The sequence below is a fragment of the Blautia sp. OM07-19 genome, assembly GCF_003481595.1.
GTDB lineage: Bacteria > Bacillota > Clostridia > Lachnospirales > Lachnospiraceae > Blautia_A > Blautia_A intestinihominis.
In genome coordinates this window covers 1,619-24,591 of the sequence record NZ_QULA01000042.1, presented here as the reverse complement: position 1 = coordinate 24,591, position 22,973 = coordinate 1,619, and the positions used below count along the sequence as shown (strand labels likewise).

General features: G+C 45.1%; 18 protein-coding genes. 1 reads left to right on the top strand and 17 read right to left on the bottom strand.

Annotated features, from left to right (window positions below; genetic code table 11):
* Positions 1-70: 70 nt before the first annotated feature.
* The 11 genes from rlmH to DXC01_RS17920 all read right to left on the bottom strand — a co-directional run bounded on the left by rlmH (position 71) and on the right by DXC01_RS17920 (position 12,709).
* A complete protein-coding gene (rlmH, locus tag DXC01_RS17975; protein ID WP_118699526.1) occupies positions 71-550 on the bottom strand; it encodes a 23S rRNA (pseudouridine(1915)-N(3))-methyltransferase RlmH in 480 nt (159 codons plus the stop codon).
* The gene (locus tag DXC01_RS17970) at positions 550-3,363 is read right to left on the bottom strand and encodes an FtsK/SpoIIIE family DNA translocase (RefSeq protein WP_118699525.1); all 2,814 of its coding nucleotides are present in this window, start codon (positions 3,361-3,363) and stop codon (positions 550-552) included. The genes rlmH and DXC01_RS17970 overlap by 1 nt, the downstream gene beginning before the upstream one ends.
* A 203-nt stretch (positions 3,364-3,566) precedes the next feature.
* The gene (locus tag DXC01_RS17965; RefSeq protein WP_118252820.1) at positions 3,567-4,457 is read right to left on the bottom strand and encodes an undecaprenyl-diphosphate phosphatase; all 891 of its coding nucleotides are present in this window, start codon (positions 4,455-4,457) and stop codon (positions 3,567-3,569) included.
* 178 nt (positions 4,458-4,635) lie between these two features.
* Positions 4,636-6,030: an NADPH-dependent glutamate synthase gene (gene gltA / locus DXC01_RS17955; protein ID WP_022215043.1), complete on the bottom strand. Its 1,395-nt coding sequence runs from the start codon at positions 6,028-6,030 to the stop codon at positions 4,636-4,638.
* Positions 6,030-6,917 (bottom strand): sulfide/dihydroorotate dehydrogenase-like FAD/NAD-binding protein, encoded by an 888-nt coding sequence (locus DXC01_RS17950; RefSeq protein WP_022215042.1) that lies wholly within the window; start codon positions 6,915-6,917, stop codon positions 6,030-6,032. Before DXC01_RS17950 ends, gltA begins: the two co-directional genes overlap by 1 nt.
* Positions 6,918-7,034: 117 nt before the next feature.
* Complete coding sequence (locus DXC01_RS17945; RefSeq protein ID WP_118699523.1) at positions 7,035-7,757, bottom strand: ClpP family protease; 723 nt, start codon at positions 7,755-7,757, stop codon at positions 7,035-7,037.
* Positions 7,758-7,829: 72 nt separating this feature from the next.
* Positions 7,830-8,558 carry a YebC/PmpR family DNA-binding transcriptional regulator gene (locus DXC01_RS17940; protein WP_022215040.1) on the bottom strand — a complete coding sequence of 243 codons (729 nt, stop codon included), beginning with the start codon at positions 8,556-8,558 and terminating at the stop codon, positions 7,830-7,832.
* Between the two features lie 117 nt (positions 8,559-8,675).
* Complete coding sequence (locus DXC01_RS17935; protein ID WP_022215039.1) at positions 8,676-9,023, bottom strand: type II toxin-antitoxin system PemK/MazF family toxin; 348 nt, start codon at positions 9,021-9,023, stop codon at positions 8,676-8,678.
* A gap of 119 nt (positions 9,024-9,142) precedes the next feature.
* The gene (gene alr, locus DXC01_RS17930) at positions 9,143-10,309 is read right to left on the bottom strand and encodes an alanine racemase (RefSeq protein WP_022215038.1); all 1,167 of its coding nucleotides are present in this window, start codon (positions 10,307-10,309) and stop codon (positions 9,143-9,145) included.
* A gap of 57 nt (positions 10,310-10,366) precedes the next feature.
* A complete protein-coding gene (locus DXC01_RS17925; RefSeq protein ID WP_118699522.1) occupies positions 10,367-11,959 on the bottom strand; it encodes an NAD(P)H-hydrate dehydratase in 1,593 nt (530 codons plus the stop codon).
* A 93-nt stretch (positions 11,960-12,052) separates the two neighbouring features.
* On the bottom strand, positions 12,053-12,709 hold the full coding sequence (locus DXC01_RS17920) for a redox-sensing transcriptional repressor Rex (RefSeq protein WP_022215036.1): 657 nt from the start codon (positions 12,707-12,709) through the stop codon (positions 12,053-12,055).
* 158 nt (positions 12,710-12,867) lie between these two features.
* On the opposite strand from DXC01_RS17920, the gene abc-f reads away from it, so the two are divergent.
* Positions 12,868-14,790 (top strand): ribosomal protection-like ABC-F family protein, encoded by a 1,923-nt coding sequence (gene abc-f / locus DXC01_RS17915; RefSeq protein WP_022215035.1) that lies wholly within the window; start codon positions 12,868-12,870, stop codon positions 14,788-14,790.
* A gap of 42 nt (positions 14,791-14,832) precedes the next feature.
* Here abc-f and DXC01_RS17910 read toward each other — a convergent pair whose 3' ends face one another.
* The 6 genes from DXC01_RS17910 to DXC01_RS17885 form a co-directional block, all read right to left on the bottom strand.
* Complete coding sequence (locus DXC01_RS17910) at positions 14,833-16,041, bottom strand: NADP-dependent isocitrate dehydrogenase (protein ID WP_118699521.1); 1,209 nt, start codon at positions 16,039-16,041, stop codon at positions 14,833-14,835.
* Between the two features lie 136 nt (positions 16,042-16,177).
* Complete coding sequence (locus tag DXC01_RS17905; RefSeq protein WP_022215033.1) at positions 16,178-17,014, bottom strand: S8 family peptidase; 837 nt, start codon at positions 17,012-17,014, stop codon at positions 16,178-16,180.
* Positions 17,015-17,382: 368 nt separating this feature from the next.
* Positions 17,383-19,221, bottom strand: coding sequence for a glutamine--fructose-6-phosphate transaminase (isomerizing) (glmS, locus tag DXC01_RS17900; RefSeq protein ID WP_118699520.1), 1,839 nt, complete (start codon positions 19,219-19,221; stop codon positions 17,383-17,385).
* 149 nt (positions 19,222-19,370) lie between these two features.
* Positions 19,371-19,772: a helix-turn-helix domain-containing protein gene (locus DXC01_RS17895; protein WP_158583651.1), complete on the bottom strand. Its 402-nt coding sequence runs from the start codon at positions 19,770-19,772 to the stop codon at positions 19,371-19,373.
* Between the two features lie 540 nt (positions 19,773-20,312).
* Positions 20,313-20,855, bottom strand: a complete 543-nt coding sequence (locus tag DXC01_RS17890) for a Uma2 family endonuclease (RefSeq protein ID WP_118699518.1) — start codon at positions 20,853-20,855, stop codon at positions 20,313-20,315.
* A gap of 118 nt (positions 20,856-20,973) precedes the next feature.
* Positions 20,974-22,785 carry an AAA family ATPase gene (locus DXC01_RS17885; RefSeq protein WP_118699517.1) on the bottom strand — a complete coding sequence of 604 codons (1,812 nt, stop codon included), beginning with the start codon at positions 22,783-22,785 and terminating at the stop codon, positions 20,974-20,976.
* Positions 22,786-22,973: the final 188 nt, after the last annotated feature.

Genomic DNA, 22,973 nt, shown 5'->3' with positions numbered 1-22,973 from the left:
TTTTCTCAACCTTCTTTCTCGGAATTCCCTATATTTGAATTATACAAGAAGCTCCTTTTCTTGTAAAAAATTATTTATGATAAGGCTCATGGTTCAGAATCCGGTATCCCCGGTAGATCTGCTCCAAAAGGATCATCTGCATCAACTGATGAGGGAAAGTCATCCTGGAAAAGCTCAGTTTAAAATCAGCACGGTCAAGGACTTTATCTCCAAGACCCAGAGAACCGCCGATCACAAACGCGATCGAACTCTTTCCCTCTACTCCAAGCTGTCCGATCTTCTGTGACAGCTGTACAGAATCCAGCATTTTGCCGTCGATCGCAAGCGCGATCACATAGTCATTGTCACGGATGTGCTTCATCAGACGCTCTGCCTCTGTCGCCTTGATCTGTTCGTTCAATGCATCAGAAGCCTTATCCGGTGTCTTCTCATCCGGAACCTGGCAGAATGTCAGTTTGCAGTAACGGCTTAAACGCTTTGCATACTCAGCAATGCCGCCATTCAGATATTTTTCTTTGATCTTACCAACTGTTAAAATACGGATTTCCATTATACGTTATGTTCCTCTATATAAGTTTCAAATTCTTCCATGGACATCAGGACCTTACGTGGCTTCGTGCCTTCCTCCGGACCGACCACGCCGGCATCAGAAAGCTGGTCCATGATCCTTGCTGCCCTGTTAAAGCCGATCTTGAACATTCTCTGCAGCATACCGATCGAAGCTCTTTCTTTCTCAATGATGAATTTGCCTGCATCCACAAAGTAGATATCATTCTCATCATTTCCACCGGAAGAACCGCCTGAGAGGCTGATCGTATTTACCTGCTGCTCGATCTGCGGATTATATGTCACCTTCGGATTCTTATCCGCAAGGAATTCCACAATGCTGCTGACTTCCTCATCGGAGACAAAAGCCCCCTGCAGTCTGGCCGGTTTCTGATATCCCTGCGGATAAAACAGCATATCACCTTTTCCGAGCAGCTTCTCTGCACCGTTCATATCGAGGATCGTTCGTGAATCGACGCCAGAGGAAACAGAGAATGCAATCCTCGACGGCATATTCGCCTTGATCAGTCCTGTGATGACATTGACAGACGGTCTCTGCGTCGCAATGATCAGATGGATGCCTGCTGCACGTGCAAGCTGTGCCAGACGGCAGATCGCATCCTCTACCTCTCCCGGTGCGACCATCATAAGGTCCGCAAGCTCGTCTACGATGATCACGATCTGCGGCATCGGTTTCTGCGGGGTTCCACCCTCCGGAACTGCCATGTTACTGATCTTGCGGTTATATTCACCCAGATTTCGAACGCCGTACTCAGCAAAAGTATTATAACGACTCATCATCTCGGACACTGCCCAGTTGAGTGCTCCTGCAGCTTTCTTTGGGTCTGTGACGACCGGGATGAACAGATGCGGGATGCCATTATAGACACTTAACTCAACTACCTTCGGGTCGATCATGATAAGCTTGACTTCCTCCGGCGATGCTTTGTACAGAATACTGATGATCAGTGTATTGATACATACAGATTTACCGGAACCGGTCGCACCTGCGATCAGAAGGTGCGGCATCTTGGCAATATCTGTGACTACCGGTTTGCCCGCAATATCCTTACCTACAGCAAAGGACAGTTTGGATTTCGCCCCCTGAAATTCCTGGGACTGCAGGATCTCCCGGAGCATGACCGCATGATTTTCCTTATTAGGGACCTCGATCCCTACAGCAGCCTTGCCCGGGATCGGAGCCTCGATACGGATATCCGGAGTCGCAAGATTCAGTTTGATATCATCTGCGAGATTGACGATCTTGCTTACCTTGACTCCCATCTCCGGCTGTAATTCATAACGGGTTACGGTAGGACCGCAGCTCACATTTGTGATTGTGACATTCACGCCAAAGTTGTGCAGGGTTTCCTGTAGTTTCTTAGCTGTCTTGCGAAGATGTGCATCAGAATCTCCCTGCGATTTGCCATCTCCACGTTTCAGAAGTTTCAGCGGTGGATAATGGTATTCCTTTGGAATTTCTGAAGGTGCGGAAGTAATTTCTTTCCGAATATTGGTAATACCACTCTGGATTTCCTGCTCAGAAGATTTCGGATTCTTTTTCTGAGATGTCGTAGATTCTGCGGCCGGCTGTTCTGCTGTCTGCACCTCTGCCGTATGTTCCGGCCGAACCTCTCTCTTAAGCTGTTCCTGCCAGTCAGCTTCCTGATATGCGTCCTCTTCTTCATCTGGCGTTTCTTCTACCGGTTCGCTCTGAATCTCCGGTATTATGGTTTCTGGAATTTCTTCTTCTGGTTCATCCTGATATGCAGCAGGAATTTCTTCTTTCTCCATCGGTGCTTCCTGTCTGGAAAAATCCGGAAAAGCAGGAGCTGAATTCTCATCCTCAGAATCTCTGACCGCTTCTGCTCTCTGAATCCTGAATTCCAGCTGTCCCTGACTGCTTTCCTCCGTCTTGACAGATTCCTGCGGAAGTGGCTTCTCCTCTGCCGGAAGCGGTGTCAGTTCCGGCTTCGCAGGCGGTGTCAGTTTGGTTCCCTCAAGGAATTCATGTTTCCTTGATTTCTGTTCAGGCTCGTCCTCATCATCTGTTTCTTCTGTAAGTGCTTCCTCCAGAGCTTTCATACGCTCTGCCTGTCTCTGTTCCCTGCGTAGTTTCCTTTCCTGCTGGCGGAGTTCTCTCCTGAGATCTCTTTCCGGCTGTCCTTCCATATAACGCTCGTGACCGCCTCTTGCCAGCTCACAGATCCCGTCCCAGACGCGAAAGATAAATCCGAAGAAAGATTTCTGCGTAACCAGGATCATCGTAATTAACAATACAAGCAGAATAATCACACATCCGCCAACCACACCAAATGCGGAAGTGGTTGAAATACAGATCGCGCCTCCGATCACACCGCCTCCCGTATGGTATTCGGACGAAATTCTGTAATATTCCGAAAAGGTAGTGTCTGCCATATATCCCTCTGTCAGAAGCTGGATCAGACCGCACAGGAAGATCCAGAATATAATTCCTGCCAGAACTTTCTTATATGCAAGCAGATTTTTCCTGTTGGATATAAGAAATACTGCACATCCAAAAAGCAAAACCGGAAAAAGATATGCCAGAAGCCCCATAATTCCAAAAGATGCCTTACTGATACTGCCTCCAACAGTTCCTCCCATCCCAAGATTGCTGATGATCAGAATCACTGAAGCCGCAAAGAAAATCCAGAGAATAATCTCTGTCTGGAATCCACTGGTAACTCCCTGCTTCTTTGTAGTCGTTTTCTTTGCAGCTGCTTTCTTTCCGGCGGTTTTTCTCCTGGAAGTGGCCTTGGTGGTTCCTCTTCTGTTACTTTGTTTCTTTGCTGCCATTTCGGGCACCCTCCTACTATTTCAACTCACAGCTATAGCTTCACGAAGTCTGAAGCCCCGGCTGCCTAAAGCATATAATGTTACTGTTCACTCCGTTCACAGTAACTTGGTCAAAATGCATTCCAAATCACCTTCGGTGATGGCATTTTGCCCTGTATGTCTCGGGATTTTGCCATATTCATGGCAAAACGCCTCGCGGAATACTACCTGTGAATAGTAACCACATAATTCATGATCAGTGTCACAAAACCGATCACAAAACAATAAATAGCAAATCCACGAAATCTGCCTTTCTGAACAAGCTTCAGACAATAACGGATCACAAAAGATGCCACAATACCTGAAATAACCATTCCGAGTACATAAGTAAAACCAAGCCCTACTGTCATAGCAGGCGAACCAAACTGTCCCAGTTCCATAACCAGTGATCCCAGAATTGCCGGAATAGATAAAATATAAGAATATTTCACTGCAAAAGTACGGCTGAACCCGCTCATCAGTCCTGCACTGATCGTCAGACCACTTCTGGAAAGTCCCGGAAAGACAGAAAGTCCCTGGCTGATTCCAATCCACATTGCATTAGAAAGACTTGCATCCTTGGCAGCCTTCGTACCGCCTGCCCGGCTGAGGTCGATCACAAGCAGGACAATTCCTGTGATCAGAAGTCCTGCACTTGAAACCAGAGTGGAATCTGCGACCAGCACAACCAGTCTCCTTGACGTATATCCCAGAAACATCGTCGGGATCATGGAAACAAGAAGCAGCACGACAAACTTACGATATGTATTGCTGATGATTCTGGCATAATGAAGCTGCTTGCCGGTTCTTTTGTTGTAGAAATACAAATGAAAATTTCCTACGATATCCATGGTCATGTCCAGAATCTCGTAAAGAATGTGCCTGATATCCTTCTGAAAAGTCATAAACACAGCACCGAGAGTACCCACATGCAGCATGGCTTCCAGCAAAACACCAGCATTATGATCCATTCCAAAAAAATTCTCAAGAATACTGAGATGTCCGAAACTGCTTACAGGAAGAAACTCTGTAATTCCCTGTACAATAGCTAATAAAATAACATATAAAACTGTCATACTCTTTTCCTTTTCTTTTCATACAGTCTGTGTCTTATTGTTACTGTTGCGACACATCAACACTGGTCAGTATAACATATTTTTTTTTAACTTACAAGTTTCCAAACATTTGTTTGTGAAACAAAAAAATCCCGATCAGCTCAACATGGAGTTGACCGGGATTTCCTGCATTTAAATATTATTTATTTTTGAGATATTCATCGATACCTCTGGCTCCAGCTTTACCTGCTCCCATGGCAAGGATAACAGTAGCTGCACCTGTAACGGCATCACCGCCGGCATATACGCCGTCTTTGGATGTCTTACCGGTTTCTTCCTCAGCAACGATACATCTTCTCTTGTTGATCTCAAGTCCCTTGGTTGTAGAAGAGATCAGCGGGTTCGGGGAAGTACCAAGTGACATGATAACAGTATCTACATCCATGTCATACTCAGATCCTGGGATTTCTACAGGACGACGTCTTCCGGAAGCATCCGGCTCGCCGAGTTCCATCTTGACAACCTTCATACCGTTTACATGTCCGCTCTCATCAACAAGGATTTCCTTCGGATTGGTAAGAAGATCAAAGATAATTCCCTCTTCCTTAGCGTGATGAACTTCCTCTGCTCGTGCAGGAAGCTCTGCTTCACTTCTTCTGTATACGATATGTACTTCTGCACCAAGTCTCAGAGCTGTTCTTGCAGCATCCATTGCTACGTTACCACCGCCGACAACGGCAACTTTCTTGCCTGCTGCGATCGGTGTATCATAAGAATCATCGAATGCTTTCATCAGGTTGCTTCTTGTCAGGTATTCGTTTGCGGAGAATACGCCGCTTGCGTTCTCTCCCGGGATTCCCATGAACATCGGAAGACCTGCACCGGAGCCGATGAATACAGCTTCAAATCCTTCGTCCTCGATCAGCTGGTCGATGGTTGTGGATTTACCGATGACAACGTTTGTTTCGAATTTAACGCCAAGTTCTTTGACTTTTTCGATTTCTTTCTTAACGACTTTCTGTTTTGGAAGACGGAATTCCGGGATACCATAAACAAGAACGCCGCCGAGCTCATGAAGAGCCTCGAATACAGTTACATCATAACCTGCTTTTGCAAGATCTCCTGCACAGGTAAGTCCGGACGGACCGGAACCGATAACTGCAACTTTGTGTCCATTCTTAACTTCTGCTCCAGCTGGTTTGATGTCATGCTCCAGAGCGTAGTCAGCAACGAATCTCTCCAGTTTACCGATGGAAACAGCCTCGCCCTTCTTACCGCGGATACACTGTCCCTCACACTGGGATTCCTGTGGACATACACGACCGCAGATAGCCGGAAGAGCGGAAGATAATCCGATCACCTTGTATGCTTCTTCGATGTTGCCTTCTTTGATCTGCTCGATGAATCCTGGAATGTTGATGGATACCGGACATCCCTCTACACATTTCGGTTTCTTGCAGCCTAAACATCTCTGTGCTTCTTCTACTGCTTCTTCCTGATTGTATCCAAGACAAACTTCTTCAAAGTTTGTTGCACGTACCTTCGGATCCTGCTCTCTTACAGGAACTTTATTTAACATTTTTGCATCTGCCATTACTTGTCACCTCCGCACTGTCCGCATCCGCCGTGATGGGTATCGCCTTCCTGAAGCTTCAGTAATGCACGTCCCTCTTCGGTCTTGTACATCTGGCTTCTCTTCATAGCCTGATCGAAATCAACGAGATGTCCGTCGAATTCCGGTCCGTCTACGCAGGCAAATTTGATCTCATCGCCAACCTGAAGACGGCAGGCACCGCACATACCTGTTCCGTCAACCATGATCGGGTTCATGCTGACAATGGTATGGATACCAAGCTTCTTGGTAAGGAGACAGACGAATTTCATCATGATCATCGGTCCGATCGCAACACAGACATCATAGCTCTTACCTTCATTTGTAACAAGGTCTTCGAGAGTCTTGGTTACCATACCGGAACGGCCGTAAGATCCGTCGTCTGTTGTAACATAAAGGTTGGAAACAGCCGCAAGTTCTTTCTCAAGGATCACCATGTCCTTAGTCTTGGAGCCAAGGATCACATCTGCGGTGATTCCGTGCTCATGGAGCCATTTTACCTGTGGGTAAACAGGTGCTGTACCAACACCTCCGGCAACGAATACCATTTTTTTCTTCTTGAGTTCTTCGATGTCTTCATGAACGAACTCAGAAGGACATCCCAGAGGTCCTACGAAGTCACGGAAAGAATCTCCTGCTTTTAATTCGGACATCTTGATTGTGGATGCTCCGACTTCCTGGAACACGATGGTAATAGTTCCTTCTTCGCGATCGTAATCGCAGATGGTAAGTGGAATTCTCTCACCCTTCTCGTCCATCTTAACAATAATGAACTGTCCTGGCTGACAATGGCTTGCTACACGCGGTGCATGTACGACCATGAGATGGATCTTGGCTGCCAGTGTTTCGGCTTTTAAAATCTTATACATTGTTCCCCTCCTAGCGTATATTCATTCAATCCTCTATTAATAATACGCTAAAATTGCTTCTGTTACAAGGGGAATATTCAAAAACATACTAAATATGCATGCTTTTTCATAGTATTTTTACAAAAAAAGCCCTTTTAAGCCTCTTTTTTCTTCTATCATCTGATGCAATTTCCCAAGTGCTTCGCGGATTCCGCCGACTTCATCGATCAGGCCCTCCCTTACAGCTTCCTCCCCTTCCAGAAGCGTTCCGACATCTTTTACAAGCTGACTGGTATCCAGCATCAATTCTTCGAGACGTCGCTGTGACGCTCTGGAATGTGAAGCAATAAAACTGGTGATACGGTCCTGGATCTTTTCCATATTACGGTACGTCTGGGCAATGCCGATGAACATGCCGCTGGAACGGACCGGATGGATGACCATCGTCGCACTCGGCACGACAAAAGAATAATCCGCAGATACAGCCATCGGAACTCCGATGGAATGCCCGCCTCCGAGTACAAGAGAAACGGTAGGAACACTTAAAGACGCGATCATCTCCGCGATCGCAAGTCCTGCCTCCACATCACCGCCGACCGTGTTCAGAAGGATCAGAAGGCCCTCGATCTCCTCATCATCCTCGATCATCGCAAGTTTTGGCAGCACATGTTCATACTTGGTCGTCTTGCTCTGCGAAGGAGCCGCATCGTGCCCTTCTACCTCACCGATGATCGTCAGAAGTTCAATCTTATGATTTCTCCTGTTCTGATCCAGCGTCACCTCTCCGGTCTCTTTGATCTCTTTATTCTCCTGCTCTCTCCGGTCAAGCTCTTTCTGTTTTTCGTCATTTTTTTCGGACATAAAAATACCTCCATGTGATTGTTCATGGAGGTATTCTGTGTAAACATATGGATTTTTATACGTTGTACGAGATCATTCGTCCCAGTTTGTCCAGACATCTGTGACGTCATCATCTTCATCGAGGAGGTCCAGAGTCTTCTGAAGGTTCTTGATATCCTTCTCGTCTGTAAGCTCTACGTATGTCTGTGGAACCATGGCAACCTGTGCCTCAAGCATCGGTACGCCAGCCTGCTCCAGTGCTTCTCTTACTGCGCTGAAATCATCCGGAGCGGTAAGTACTTCGTAGCTGTCTTCTTCTTCGCTGAAATCCTCTGCGCCTGCATCCAGTGCAGTCATCATCAGATCGTCAGCATCCATCTCGCACTCTTCTTTGTCGATGATGATCTGACCTTTCTGGTCGAACATGAAGGATACACATCCCTGTGTTCCGATGCTTCCATATCCCTTGGTGAAAGCGTTTCTTACGTTACTTGCTGTACGGTTCTTGTTGTCAGTCAGAGTCTCAACGATGATCGCAACACCGTTCGGACCATAACCTTCATAAGTAGCATGCTCGTAGTTGTCAGCAGAATCAGCACCTGCTGCCTTCTTGATACCACGGTCGATCGTATCGTTCGGCATGTTGTTTGCTTTTGCTTTCGCGATAACATCACGAAGTTTGCTGTTGTTGTTCGGATCCGAACCGCCAGCTTTGACTGCCATAACGATTTCACGACCGATCACGGTAAAGATCTTACCTTTTTTGGCATCATTTTTTTCTTTTTTATGCTTGATGTTCGCAAATTTTGAATGTCCTGACATTTCTCTCGTTCTCCTTTTGTTTCTTATCTTTTTGTAAACCCTGCTAAAAAGCCGGTAAACCTGCATAATTACTGATAAAATATAGCACTTTCCTTCGGATTCGTCAAGAATAACTGCTCAAAAAGTAAGCTCCAGGCTGATTTCCAGCGCATGGTTCACCTTATCAAGCATCGCCTGGTCAAGATGACAGACTTTATCCTTGAGTCTCCGCTTGTCGATCGTCCGCAGTTGTTCCAGAAGGATCACCGAATCCCTCTCAATGCCATACGCAGACGCATCGATCTCTATATGTGTCGGCAGCTTCGCCTTGTTCATCTTTGATGTAATTGCTGCACAGATCACAGTCGGGCTGTGCCGGTTGCCGACATCATTCTGAATGATCAGCACCGGACGGATCCCGCCCTGCTCGCTTCCGACCACAGGCCGCAGATCTGCATAAAAGATATCCCCTCTTTTAATTACCACACAATTCACGCTCCGATTCTTCTGTTACTGTCTGTTTATGACAGCTCCATTCTTTTTCTCAGAAATTAGTATTTCCATTTTTTTCTCGTGTATACATGTGTGGTATTTTACGCTGTTATCTAGTTAAAGAAGGTCAGCTCTCCCCATTCTTTGCCGTCTTTGATGTAGACTCTCGGCACTCGTTTGCTGATATCACAGGCAAATTCATAGGAAAAACGTCCGGAAAGATCACCAAACTTCTCAATGCTTATGAACTCCTTGCCGTCTTTTCCGATCAGAGTCACTTCATCTCCGGCCTTTGCGTCCGGGATCTTTGTGATATCTACCATGAACTGATCCATGCAGACTCTTCCAAGGATCGGTGCCTTTTTGCCGTGGATCAGAACCCATCCCTTATTGGAAAGAGAACGCGGATAGCCGTCTGCGTATCCCACCGGGATCGTTGCGACTTTCATTTCTTTCTTGGCAGTAAACGTTCCGCCATAGCTGAACGCCGCTCCCGGTTCCACGGTTTTGATGTAAGAAATATGGCTCTTGAGTTCCATTGCCGGGATCAGTTTCACGATATCTCTCTCCACTTCATTGGAAGGATAGATTCCATAGATCGTAATACCCGCACGGACTGCATTTAAGTTTGCCTCCGGCACACGGATGATCCCTGCGCTGTTAGAGCAGTGCTTCATCGGGATCTGAATGCCTGCATCCTCCAGAAGTTTTGCAAAATTCAGATAACGGTTAAGCTGGTCGATCGCCGGGCTTCTGTCTGTCTCGTCTGCTCTTGCAAAATGAGTGAACATTCCCTCGATCTTCAGATTTGGAAGCTGGGAGATCTTTTTGATCTCTTCGACACTTTCCTGTCTGTCTGCAAATCCAATACGGCTCATACCGGTATCAAGACCGATATGGATATGTACATCTCTTCCCTGACGCTGCGCTTCTTCTGAAAGTTTCTGTGCCATCTCATAGGTGCAGACAGTTAAACGGATCTCCTTTGCGATCATTTGTGTGAAATATTCTTCAAAAACGATTCCAAGGATCAGAATCGGTTTTTTCACACCAAAGGTACGAAGCTGCAATGCTTCCTCCGGTGTCGCAACTGCAAATCCCCAGATATAGTCATAGTCTTCGATCAGACGTGCGATCGCCTCTGCGCCATGTCCATATCCGTCTGCCTTGATGACAGCAACGATCTTGGTACCCTTGGCAATGTTTTTCTTCATCTCTGCAAAGTTATGTGCGATCGCATCCAGGGATACGACGGCCTTTACTCTTTCGAATTTTTTCATGATCTTTATCTCCTTACTGCGTAATGCAATTATTTTTATCTGGATTTTTGAAACTTATCAGAGTTCCTGCATAGTTTCTCTGTCTTTAAGAACTTTCGCCGCTGCCCGCGCAATGTCTCCGGCTTTCATTCCGTAAGTGCCTTTTTCCTCGACAGCCTTATCTCCTGCCAGCCCGTGAAGGAATACGCCAAAAGCCGCCTGCTTTGCCAGATCCACCGTATTCTCCGGATCTGAACGGAATGCACACAGAACCCCTGCCAGGATCCCCGACAGGACATCCCCGCTTCCCGCAGTCGCCATTCCTGGATTCCCGCTTTGATTGATCCAGCAAAAATCCCTCTTCGGATCTGCAACAACAGTCACTGCATCTTTGAGCACACAGACCACGCCATTTTCCCTTGCAAAATTCGATGCTGTCCAAATGAGATTTTGCTGAATTTCCGGTATGGAGAGTGCCCGATCCGCTGCTTCTGAAAACAATCCGCTATTTTTAGAAGTCATAAAATTTTCACTCAGCCGACTCGTCTCGCCAAGATGCGGCGTACAGATCACCTGGCTGTGCTGAAGATATTTCTTCCACTCCGGATGTTTCGAGAGCAGGTTCAGTCCATCCGCATCCATGATCACAGGTTTCCCCATTCTCTGCGCATGGGCAAGATAAAATTCTGTTTTCCGTGCACTTTTCTCAGACTGTCCAAGTCCTGGTCCGATCACCACAATGTCGCACCAGTGCATTGCATTAACCCATGCTTCGTTGCCGCCAGCATCATCTGCAAACATCGCCTCCGGAAGAAGCGTCTGCAGTGGAATGCGATTCTCCTCATCCGTCAGGATCTTGACCATCCCGGCTCCGGCAGCGAAGGCGCCCTCTGCACAGAGATACGCTGCCCCGCACATTCCTTTGCTTCCGGCAACGACAAGAACCTTGCCAAACGTACCCTTGTTCCCATTCGCGGCGCGCAGAGGAAGCTTCTGGAGATCTTTTTTCTCAAGTGCCGCTTTCTGTGTCGGAAGATCCGGATTCTCGTAGATGCCGACATCTGCTACAACAATTTTTCCCGCAAAATTTTTGCCTGGATAAAAACACAAGCCTGTTTTACAGAATGCAAACGTCACCGTCAGATCCGCACGAAATGCGATTCCAAGCTCTCTGCCCGTGTTGCTGCATACCCCGGACGGCAGATCTACCGCCACTTTCCATGCAGAAACCTCGTTCAAAGCCTGAATGACTTCTCTGTATTTTCCTTCGATCGAGCGGTCAAGCCCAACGCCGAAGATGGCATCTACTATAGTAGTATATTCTCCTGCTGCCAGGTTATTCACCAGAGGGACCTGATAATTCTCTGCGATCTTAAGCTGGCGGCGTGTTTCCTTTGTGCGGTGATCCGGATTTCCGAGCATATAGATTTCCGCGTTATATCCATGCAGATGCAGGATCCTGGCGATTGCGACTCCGTCTCCGCCGTTGTTCCCGCCTCCGCAGACGCACAAGATCCGCTGTTTCTGTGACATTTCCGCAAAATGTCCTTCCATTGCATCCACAACAGCCAGTGCCGCCCGTTCCATCAGCACACAGGACGGAACTCCCATTCCGGTAATGGTGCAGCCATCCAGTGCTTTCATTTCCGATCCGCCTACAATTCGTTTCATCTGATATCTCCTCGATATACGATACAAAGCAAAAAGCTGTTACGCAGCCGCCTTCATTAAGGAGCCGGGTAACAGCCTCTTGCTGTCCTCATGTTATGATTGCTGCTCTTCCACGTGTTCCTGACGATATTGACTGAGATTGTAAGATAACGTCATCAGACTCTCAGAAAGATGTACGTTCTCTACAATGACATCCTCCGGAGTCTCCAGATCGATATGTGCAAAATTCCAGATTGCCTTGATACCATTCTCGATCAGGATATCTGCCATATCCTTCGCCTTGTTCTTCGGCAATGTGAGAATCGCAATCTCAATATTCTTCTCTCTGAGGAAGAATGGGAGATTACTGATCATCTGGATCTCAATTCCACGGACCGCGATGCCCTCCAGTACCGGATTGACATCAAAAATCCCTTCCAGCTTAAAACCACGTTTTTCAAAGTCAACGTAATTGGCAAGTGCCTGTCCAAGATTACCGGCACCGATGATGATCATCGGATGTACCTCATCCAGTCCAAGGATCTTACCGATTTCTGTATAGAGATATTTCACATTATAACCGTATCCCTGCTGCCCAAATCCTCCAAAATTATTCAAATCCTGGCGGATCTGCGATGCTGTGACACGCATTTTCTTACTAAGGTCATTGGAAGATATACGTTCAACATTGTCTTCCAGTAACTCGCCAAGATAGCGATAATACCGGGGCAGTCTCTTAATTACAGCTTTTGATATCTGTTTTGCTTCCACCGTTGTCCCCTCCTTATACTTTCCTGTTAATTATACCGAAATGTTATTTTATTGTCAATCAATGTTGTCAAATCTATACAATTTTTGAGGAAATTTCCTTTACAAAGCCATCATTTAACCTTATAATCATAGCGTATATTGACTTTGGAGGAATATTTATGATTTTATCGTGTCAGGGCATCAGCAAATCTTTTGGCGAAAAAGTCATTTTGAACGATGCCTCATTTCATATAGAAGAGCGTGAAAAAGCCGCTCTCATCGGCAACAACGGAGCAGGTAAGACAACCCTTCTCCGTATTATAATGAATGAAATTTCTGCGGATTCCGGTCAGGTCGTTCTGATGAAGGACAAGAAGATCGGTTATCTCGCACAGTATCAGGATGTCAGCGGACACCGCACCGTCTATGAGGAACTGCTCACAACCAAGCAGTACATCATCGACATGGAAGACCGCATGCGTGCGATCGAAGTCCAGATGAAAAACGCTTCCGGCGAGGAACTTGACCGTCTGATGAACACCTACACCCGCCTGACCCACGAATTTGAGCTGGAAAACGGCTATGCCTACAAGAGCGAGCTAATGGGTGTCCTCAAGGGTCTTGGCTTTACGGACGAAGATTTTGCCAAACAGGTCGAAACCCTCTCCGGTGGACAGAAGACCCGTGTCGCTCTTGGTAAACTCCTGATCTCCAAGCCGGACATTCTTCTCCTCGATGAGCCGACCAACCACCTCGACATGGAGAGTATTTCCTGGCTGGAAACTTATCTTCTGAATTATCCGGGTGCTGTATTTATCGTCTCCCATGACCGTTATTTCCTTGATAAAGTTGTAACGAAGGTCATTGAGATCGATGCCGCCCAGGTCCGCATGTACAGTGGCAATTACTCCGCTTACGCCGAAAAGAAAGCACAGCTTCGTGACGCACAGTACAAGGCTTACCTTAACCAGCAGAGAGACATCAAGCATCAGGAAGCCGTCATCGTCAAGCTGAAATCCTTCAACCGTGAGAAATCCATCCGCCGCGCAGAAAGCCGTGAAAAAATGCTCGGTAAGATCCAGCGGATCGAGAAACCGACCGAGGTCCAGAGCCAGATGCGGCTTTCTCTGGAACCGAGAGTTGTCAGTGGAAACGATGTTCTCACGGTAGAAGAACTTTCCAAGAGCTTTCCGGAGCAGACACTTTTTACCGATATCTCTTTCCAGATCAAGCGTGGTGAGCGCGTTGCTCTGATCGGAAACAACGGTACCGGCAAGACGACCATGCTCAAGATCCTCAACGATCTTATCCCGGCAGACTCAGGAACTTTTTCCCTGGGCTCCAAGGTTCAGATCGGATATTATGACCAGGAACACCATGTACTCCACGCGGAGAAGACGATCTTTGAGGAAATTTCCGATACTTACCCGACACTTACCGAGACAGAGATTCGAAACATGCTCGCCGCCTTCCTCTTTACCGGTGATGATGTTTTCAAAGTGATCTCCTCTCTCTCCGGTGGTGAGCGCGGCCGTGTTTCCCTCGCGAAGCTGATGCTCTCCGAGGCAAACTTCCTGATCCTCGATGAGCCGACCAACCACCTTGATATCGCTTCCAAAGAAATCCTCGAAGAAGCGCTGAACAGTTACACCGGTACGGTCTTTTATGTTTCTCATGACCGATATTTCATCAACCAGACCGCGACCAGGATCCTGGAACTGACCAATCAGGCCGTTGTCAACTATATCGGTGATTACGATTACTACCTTGAGAAAAAAGAAGAACTCACTGAGAAATACGCTCCGGTGCAGCAGGAAACTGTAACTGTGCAGGAAACCGCACCAGCCACAGCATCTGAAGGAAAGCTCACCTGGCAGCAGCAGAAAGAAGAACAGGCACGTAAGCGTAAGCAGGAAGCAGAACTTAAGAAAACAGAAGCGCGGATCGAAGAACTCGAAACCCGCGATAAAGAAATCGATGAAACACTGGTTCTCCCGGATGTCTGCACCAACGTCGGACGCTGTGCAGAACTCAGCCGCGAAAAAGACAAAATCCAACAAGAACTTGAAGAACTCTACGAAAAATGGGAAACCCTGGCGTAATGCCTTGGGTTTCCCATTTTTATTTTTTGATGTATTTTTAAATTAAAGTAATGTATCCAGAGTCTCTCTGATCGCAAGGATAAACTGCTCGCTGTTCAGTACGGTCGGATTCTCAATGCTGGTGATCAGTGCCAGGTCTTTGGTCATCTTTCCGGATTCGATGGTGGAAAGAGTTGCTTCTTCCAGTTTGTCTGCGAACTGTGCAAGTTCCTGATTTCCATCGAGTTCCCCACGTTTGCGTAGTGCTCCTGTCCATGCAAAGATGGTTGCAACGGAGTTTGTGGAAGTCTCGCCGCCCTCCAGATGACGATAATAATGTCTCTGTACCGTTCCGTGAGCAGCTTCATACTCATAGTATCCGTTCGGAGAAACAAGAACAGATGTCATCATCGCAAGAGAACCAAATGCAGAAGATACCATATCACTCATAACATCTCCATCGTAGTTCTTGCATGCCCAGATAAATCCACCCTCTGCTTTCATGACACGGGCTACGATATCATCGATCAGGCTGTAGAAGTAAGTAAGACCTGCTTCCTCGAATTTCTCCTTGAACTCATTGTCAAATACTGTCTGGAAGACCTGTTTAAATTTGGCATCGTAAGTCTTGGAAATGGTATCCTTCGCGCCAAACCATACATCCTGCTTGGTATCCAGTGCATAGTTGAAGCAGCTTCTTGCAAAACTCTCAATAGAAGCTTCCATGTTGTGCATACCCATGGCAACTCCCGGAGCCTTGAATTCCTGTACCAGAGCACGTTTCTCTTCTCCATCCTCGGAAGTATAGACAAGCTCTACTTTACCCGGTTTGTCAACGTACATCTCTGTGTTCTTGTAAATGTCCCCATATGCGTGACGTGCAAGAGTGATCGGTTTCTTCCAGTTGCGTACGCATGGCTCGATTCCCTTTACTACGATCGGGGCACGGAATACAGTTCCGTCCAGAATCGCACGGATTGTTCCGTTCGGGCTCTTGTACATTTTCTTGAGGTCGTATTCTTCCATACGTGCGTGGTTTGGAGTGATGGTCGCACATTTAACTGCAACACCATATTTCTTGGTTGCTTCTGCTGCATCGATGGTTACCTGGTCATCGGTATCATTGCGGTGTGCAAGACCAAGGTCATAGTATTCTGTATTCAGATCAATATACGGAAGTAATAATTCGTCCTTGATCATCTTCCAGAGAATTCTGGTCATCTCATCTCCGTCCATTTCGACTAATGGCGTTGTCATCTGAATTTTTTTCATAATGTTCTCCTCTCTGCATATCACTGGTTTGCTGTCGCTATTTACAGCAACGATTTGTTCCATTGTAACGAAAAAAATCATTCCCGTCAATACTTTCAGGCTTTACCAAAGTAAATTCTGTGAATTTTCCTGAAAATCACAGCGAAAGGAACTTTTTACAGTTAAATTTTCCCCATCCCTGCTGATTTTTCGGAAGACCGAGGTCGTCTGCGCTGTCGCGGAGCATCATCTTGATATCTACGTTGGTGAGCATGGGATCTTTTTCCAGTGCAAGTGCCGCCGCCCCGGAGATCATTGGCGTGGACATCGACGTACCGCTTTTCATTCCATACGTATTTCCCGCCCCGGCCGCACACGACATGATCCGGCGTCCCGGTGCCACCAGATCCGGTTTACAGACACACTCAAACGTCGGCCCTCGCCCGGAGATTCCCTCTTTTCCCATAAGCATATCGCTGGAACCCACCGTGATCACCTTTTTGCTGCACCCCGGAGCAGTGATACTGCCCGGCTCCGGTCCCTGGTTTCCCGCTGCCGCAACGACCACCAGTCCCTGATCCCAGAGCTGTTCCACGCCGCGCACCAGAACATCCTTGTCATTCCTGGTACGATATGTCGTGCCGACAGAAATATTCACCACTCGGATCCTGTACTCCTCCCGATGGTTCATAAGCCACTGAAACGCCGCCAGGATATCCTCCTTATTGCCGTTTCCAAAACGATCCAGCACCTTAAGCCCGATCAGCGAACATCCCGGTGCCATCCCTTTGTACTTTCCCATAGAAGCCGCTCCGCTGCCTCCTAAGATCCCCGCCACACACGTTCCATGACCATTATCATCGTAAGGTAATTTCCTGTATGATATAAAATCTGCAAAAGCATAAATACGATCACCAAAATCCATATGAGGATAAATTCCCGTATCAAAAAGTGCCACACCAACCCCTTTTCCGGTATAAGCTGACTGCTTCATGAATATACTCCTTATAAATGGGCTTATTTTAGTGTATTCCGGATATCTGTGGATTGCTTCGCAATAAAGCATTTCTCCCAATTCCATGTATAACTTTCGAAAAAATGCCAATACTGAAAGCCATAGGAAATAAAAGGAGGCTTTTTTATGCTGATACTCTTTCTTGTACTCTTTTTTCTGCTGCAGGCGCTCGTACTCTTCTGCTGCCTCGCCGCCGGGAACGATCCCGCATCCCAGAAAATTTCCGATCAGGAACAGATGGATTATATCAGACGGTGGATGGAGAAGCATTCCGGGTCATGAATATAAAAAATCGAGGGTATAACAGCCATTTGTGACTATTGTACCCTCTGTTTTTCTTTTTACTATTATTCTACTGTAACACTCTTGGCAAGGTTTCTCGGCTTATCTACATCAAGACCCTTTGCAACACTTACATAGTATCCCAGAAGCTGTAACGGGATCACAGCAAGAGAAGTTGCAAAGTATGGATCTGTCTTTGGAATATAAACAGTGAAATCTGCAGTATCTTCGATGTTATAGTTTCCAAAAGTAGTCATTCCCATCAGATATGCTCCACGGCTCTTGCATTCTACCATATTGCTGACTGTTTTTTCATAAAGATCCGGCTGAGTGAGGACACCGATCACCAGTGTTCCATCCTCGATCAGAGAAATCGTTCCGTGTTTCAGCTCACCTGCAGCATATGCCTCTGAATGGATGTAGCTTACTTCTTTCATCTTGAGGCTGCCTTCCATGCTGATTGCATAGTCGATTCCACGACCTACGAAGAAAGTATCATGTGCGTTTGCCTGCTTGGACGCAAACCACTGAATGCGCTCCTTGTCATCAATGATTCTCTGGATTTTCTCCGGAAGAGTCTGAAGTTCTTTGATGTATCCTGTGTACTGCTCCTCTGTGATCTGCTCTCTTACCAGCGCGAACTGGATTGCCAGTACATAAGATGCCATCATCTGTGTACTGTAAGCTTTGGTTGTCGCAACAGAAATTTCCGGTCCCGCAAGTGTATAGAATACATTATCTGCTTCACGGGCAATAGAAGATCCCACAACATTTACGATCGCAAGCGTTCTGATTCCATGATCCTTACACAGTCTCAGTGCTGCAAGGCTGTCTGCGGTCTCTCCGGACTGGCTGATCACGATCGCCAGTGCATGAGGATCCAGAATCGGATTACGATAACGGAATTCAGACGCAAGTTCCACACGAACCGGAATTCTTGCCATATCTTCGATCACATACTGTGCAGCCATTCCTACATGATACGCAGAGCCACAGGCAACGATATAAATCTGGGAAATATCTTTGATCTCATCCTCTGCCAGACCGACTTCTGCCAGATCGATCCTGCCATCCTTCAGAACAGAGTTCAGTGTATCCTGTACAACTTTTGGCTGCTCATGGATCTCTTTCATCATGAAATGCTCGAATCCAGCTTTTTCTGCTGCTTCTGCATCCCAGTCGATCACTTTCATCTTCTTCTCGATTTCTTCCCCATCAAGGTTGTAGAAAGTAATCTCACCCTTACGTACACGGGCCATCTCCATATTGCCGATATAATAAACATTTCTGGTATATTTCAGGATAGCCGGAACATCAGAAGCAATATAAGCTTCTCCATCCTCCACACCAAGGATCATCGGGCTGTCCTTTCTTGCGACATAAATTTCTTCCGGATAATCACGGAACATGATAGCAAGTGCATAAGATCCACGGATACGGACCATAGAATGATTGATTGCATCTACCGGAGTTCCCTCATATTTCTTATAGTAGTAGTCAATCAGTTTCACGGCTACTTCTGTATCTGTCTCTGAATAGAATGTATATCCTTTACGTGTCAGTTTATCCTTCAGTTCCTGGTAATTCTCAATGATTCCGTTATGTACGGCAACGATATTTCCATCATCGCTGACATGCGGATGTGCATTGTTCTCAGAAGGTTCTCCATGAGTTGCCCAACGTGTATGACCAATACCGCAGGTACCCGGAACAGCCTCACCGCCATTTGTCTTCTCAGCAAGTCCCCTCAGACGTCCCTTTGCCTTAATAACTGTGGTCTCACCTTCACCATCACGCACAGCAATTCCTGCTGAATCATAACCACGATATTCCAGTTTAGAAAGACCATCTAACAGAATCGGCGCCGCCTGATGATTACCTGTAAACCCTACAATTCCACACATAAATATATCTCCTCTTTTTCATTTCACTTTTGCATTGATAAATTCAGTTTTTGCTCTATGATAACATACAACAGGCGATAATTCAATCATTTTTACATTATTAACCGTTTTGATTGCATTTTATGCATGTGCTGTTGAAGATTTTCCTGTCAGAACTTCTCCTGAAACTGAGTTAACATCTGCAGGTAAACTTTCAGCAAATGCCGCTTGGATGGTGTACATTTTCTGTAGAGCATCAGCAATTCCTGTTCTTCTTTGCTTATATTTTCTATGGTTTCATCACATGGTTCTATCAGTAAATCTGAAATAGGAATATCCAGTGCATTGCACAGTTTGTACACCGTATACATATATGGCTTTGTCTTGCCCGCCAGAAGTGAATGAATTGTTGAAGTTGATATATCTGCCCCTTTCGCCAGAGTATACCTTGAAATTCCTCTCATCTTACAGATCTTATCAACATTCTGGATCAGTTCCTTGCTCTTTTCCTCCGGATTGTATCTTCCCGATCTTTTTTCTGTGTGTTTTTGTGGAATCTTCTTTTCGCTCAATTGATTTCCCTTCCTCTCCTGTATCATTAAGAAGCATAAAAAAGCCTCTATAATAAATACGAGGGAAATCGCGAAAAATCACGCGGGAATTTAAAAAAATTTATTTTTCTTGCATTTTTATTCGTTATATCGAATTATTCATCCTTATATAACAGCAAACAGATACACTCTATATTGTCTACCTTGAATTTGGTACTTTCCTAATAAATTTTACCATATTTTCTAAGCATTTTGTGATTTGTTATAACAAACTACCCTTTCGTTCTTTCGACATATGTTGCTATTTTTCTAGCAGTATTATTAAAAATTCTTTTTTCTTTATATCTCGCCTTCTTTCAAATAATATACTACGCTTTTGCGCTTTACTTCATTAAAGCACTGTGTTATTTTTTTACTGGCATCTTTTAAACGCCAGTAAATACATTGGCAGAGTATCCTCCCTGATAAGAATGAAGCCGCATCTTTTTGCTGAAATCTGCTTTTTGATCCGGCGTTCCATCCATTCTTTTTGGATTTTGGTCAGAAAGTTAATCGCACCTTCTACAGTTCTATACTTCCAAAATCAATCACAAGCTCATCATATATTCCTACTTTAATAGAGTCCTGTAGGGTATACTGCTCTGTCTCGCCTAATTCAAAGTTGTATACTACAACCAGATTCTTAGATGGATCAACAATCCAGTATTCACGAATACCTGCTGTTCTATACTTAAATAGCTTTGTATAATAATCCATCTGCTTACTTGCAGGTGACACAATTTCAATAACCCAGTCAGGCGCACCTTTGCATCCGCTATCATCAAGTTTATTAGAATCACAAATCACAGAAATATCTGGTTCTACATAAGTATTACTTCTTTCATCCAGATAAACCGCAAATGGAGCCGCATAGACCTGGTATTTTCCTTTATGTTCTTCGATATAACGGTCAATAATACTGACAAGCCTTGTTGAAATACGCTGATGTTTTCTGCTCGGTGGAGCCATCATATACATATGACCATCAATCAGTTCTGCTCTTTCACCTTCTGGCAGAGCATATATATCATCTATGGTATAGGTTTCTTCTTTCAGTAACGGCATATTATCACCTCCCAGTGTACTTTGCTATAGTTTAATTCATTATATTATAAGTAATACTTAATCAGCAACTTATTTTTCTGGTAAAGCATGTATAGTTGCTGTTCAGAGGTAATGTCATCTACCCTCGTTTAACTACCGCATTCTTTCCTCGAAACGCAATGCCGATTTTAATGATAGAATTAACACCTGCATTACGCAGTCCCGTATCATACTTTTTCTCATTAATTTGTTGAAGCGCACTGTCTGCCAAAACTGCCAGATTTACACGCTCATCTTTGGTGTGCTTAAATTCAAAAAGGAAGCCTGGAATTCCAGATACCAATGGAGACAGTTGAATATCAAAACGACCAAGTCCAGCTTCACGGTTAGAACGTATCCGGTAGCGATTTCCAAGAACAGCACACAATCCCAACATCATACCATGATAAAAGCCCTCATTTGCTCCATCCATTGAAGAAATACTTCGTAGCATAAAATCTTCCAGCAAATCCTGCAGTTTTTGTGCATTTCCTGAAAAAACAGCCTGACTGATGGAAACAGAAACACCGTTCTGATTTGTCCGATTCAAAATTTCTTTCTCATAAACAAAAGCAATTTCTTTATTAGGTATTGCAACGTCACACATAAAGTTTCCATCATTTTGCGGATAGACAGCCGAAACTTTTAAATATCCGGCGACAAGCAAAAAACTATAAATACTATACGGGTTATTCTGTACCTCCGGATAGATTACACTGGTGTCTACATACGTTGTTATCTTCTCACCACAGAGCAGTTTATAAAGTCCTTCTGTGATCTCTGGCGTAGCTGTTGCAATGATTTCTCCAATAATTTCATTATTCCCGGTAGATTGCCAGAACGCCTTTGGGAAACAATTGTCCGAAATATAGTTAATCACTGACCATGGATTAAAAATTTCGGTATTGCCAAATCGATACCCGTCATACCATTCGCAAATTTCCTGAAATTTATCTTTCTTCCCATAATAGCACAGCATGTCTTTTACTTCTTCTTTTGTAAAACCAAAATACTCGCTATAGCTTTCATCCAGAATTGAATTTATCTTAAGGTTATTCATACCGCTGAAGATACTTTCCTTAGCCACGCGCAGAATTCCTGTAAGGAATCCAAAGGCCAAATGCGGATTATCCTTCAGACCACCCGAAAAAAAGTTACGCATGAAATTCACAATTTCCGAATAAAAATTGCAGCTGTGTCCCTGCTGAATCGGCGTATCATACTCATCAATAATAATAATGCATTCTTTACTATAATGCTTATGCAGCAGCATTGACAGAAGCTGAAGCCCCATCTGATAATCCACTTCATTTGCATTCTCACTCGCAAGTCGATGATATTGCTCTTTTTCATAAGAACTTAATACCAAACTTGTTTCCAGTTCCCTATGCCGGATAAATTCAAGTGAAATCAGCCTTCCGATTTTTTGAAAGGTATCTTCCCATGTCCGACATTTCACATCCTTAAATGTCAAAAAGATAACCGGGTACTGCCCCTGATGCCGAGTATAATTATTTCCACACTGCCATATCTTCTTATCCCTAAAATAAATAGAAGTATTCTCCTGTGTTTTTTCAAAAAAAGCACGAAACATATCCATATTCAATGTCTTACCAAACCGACGCGGACGAGTAAATAAAGATACCAGCGGCTTCGTATCCAGAAAGTCACGAATCAGCAAGGTCTTATCTACATAGTAGTAATTAGTCGTTGCAACTTTAAAATCAGAGACACCGATTGGCAGGGGCTTTTTCTTTTCACCTTCCTCCAGTAAAACTGAATTCTCAGGAATCAGCCAGCTACGTCCTTCTTTAAATACACCAGGAATTTCTCCGCTTTTACACATTTGCTGAATTCTTCGAACTGTAATTCCCATTGCTTTTGCAGCATCTGCACAGGATAGATAATTCATTACGCACCTCCCAGTTTAGTTCTGGTTCTATTATACCTTTGTATGCGAAATACAGCAAGTTTAATTTCGTTATCATTTCGTCAACTCATTAGCAGAAATTTCATTAATTTGTTAACTTCCGGTATTGGATACGGATGATTACCTACTTACTTTTGAGTGTTACTTTTTCAGGAAGTTGAGGATTAAAA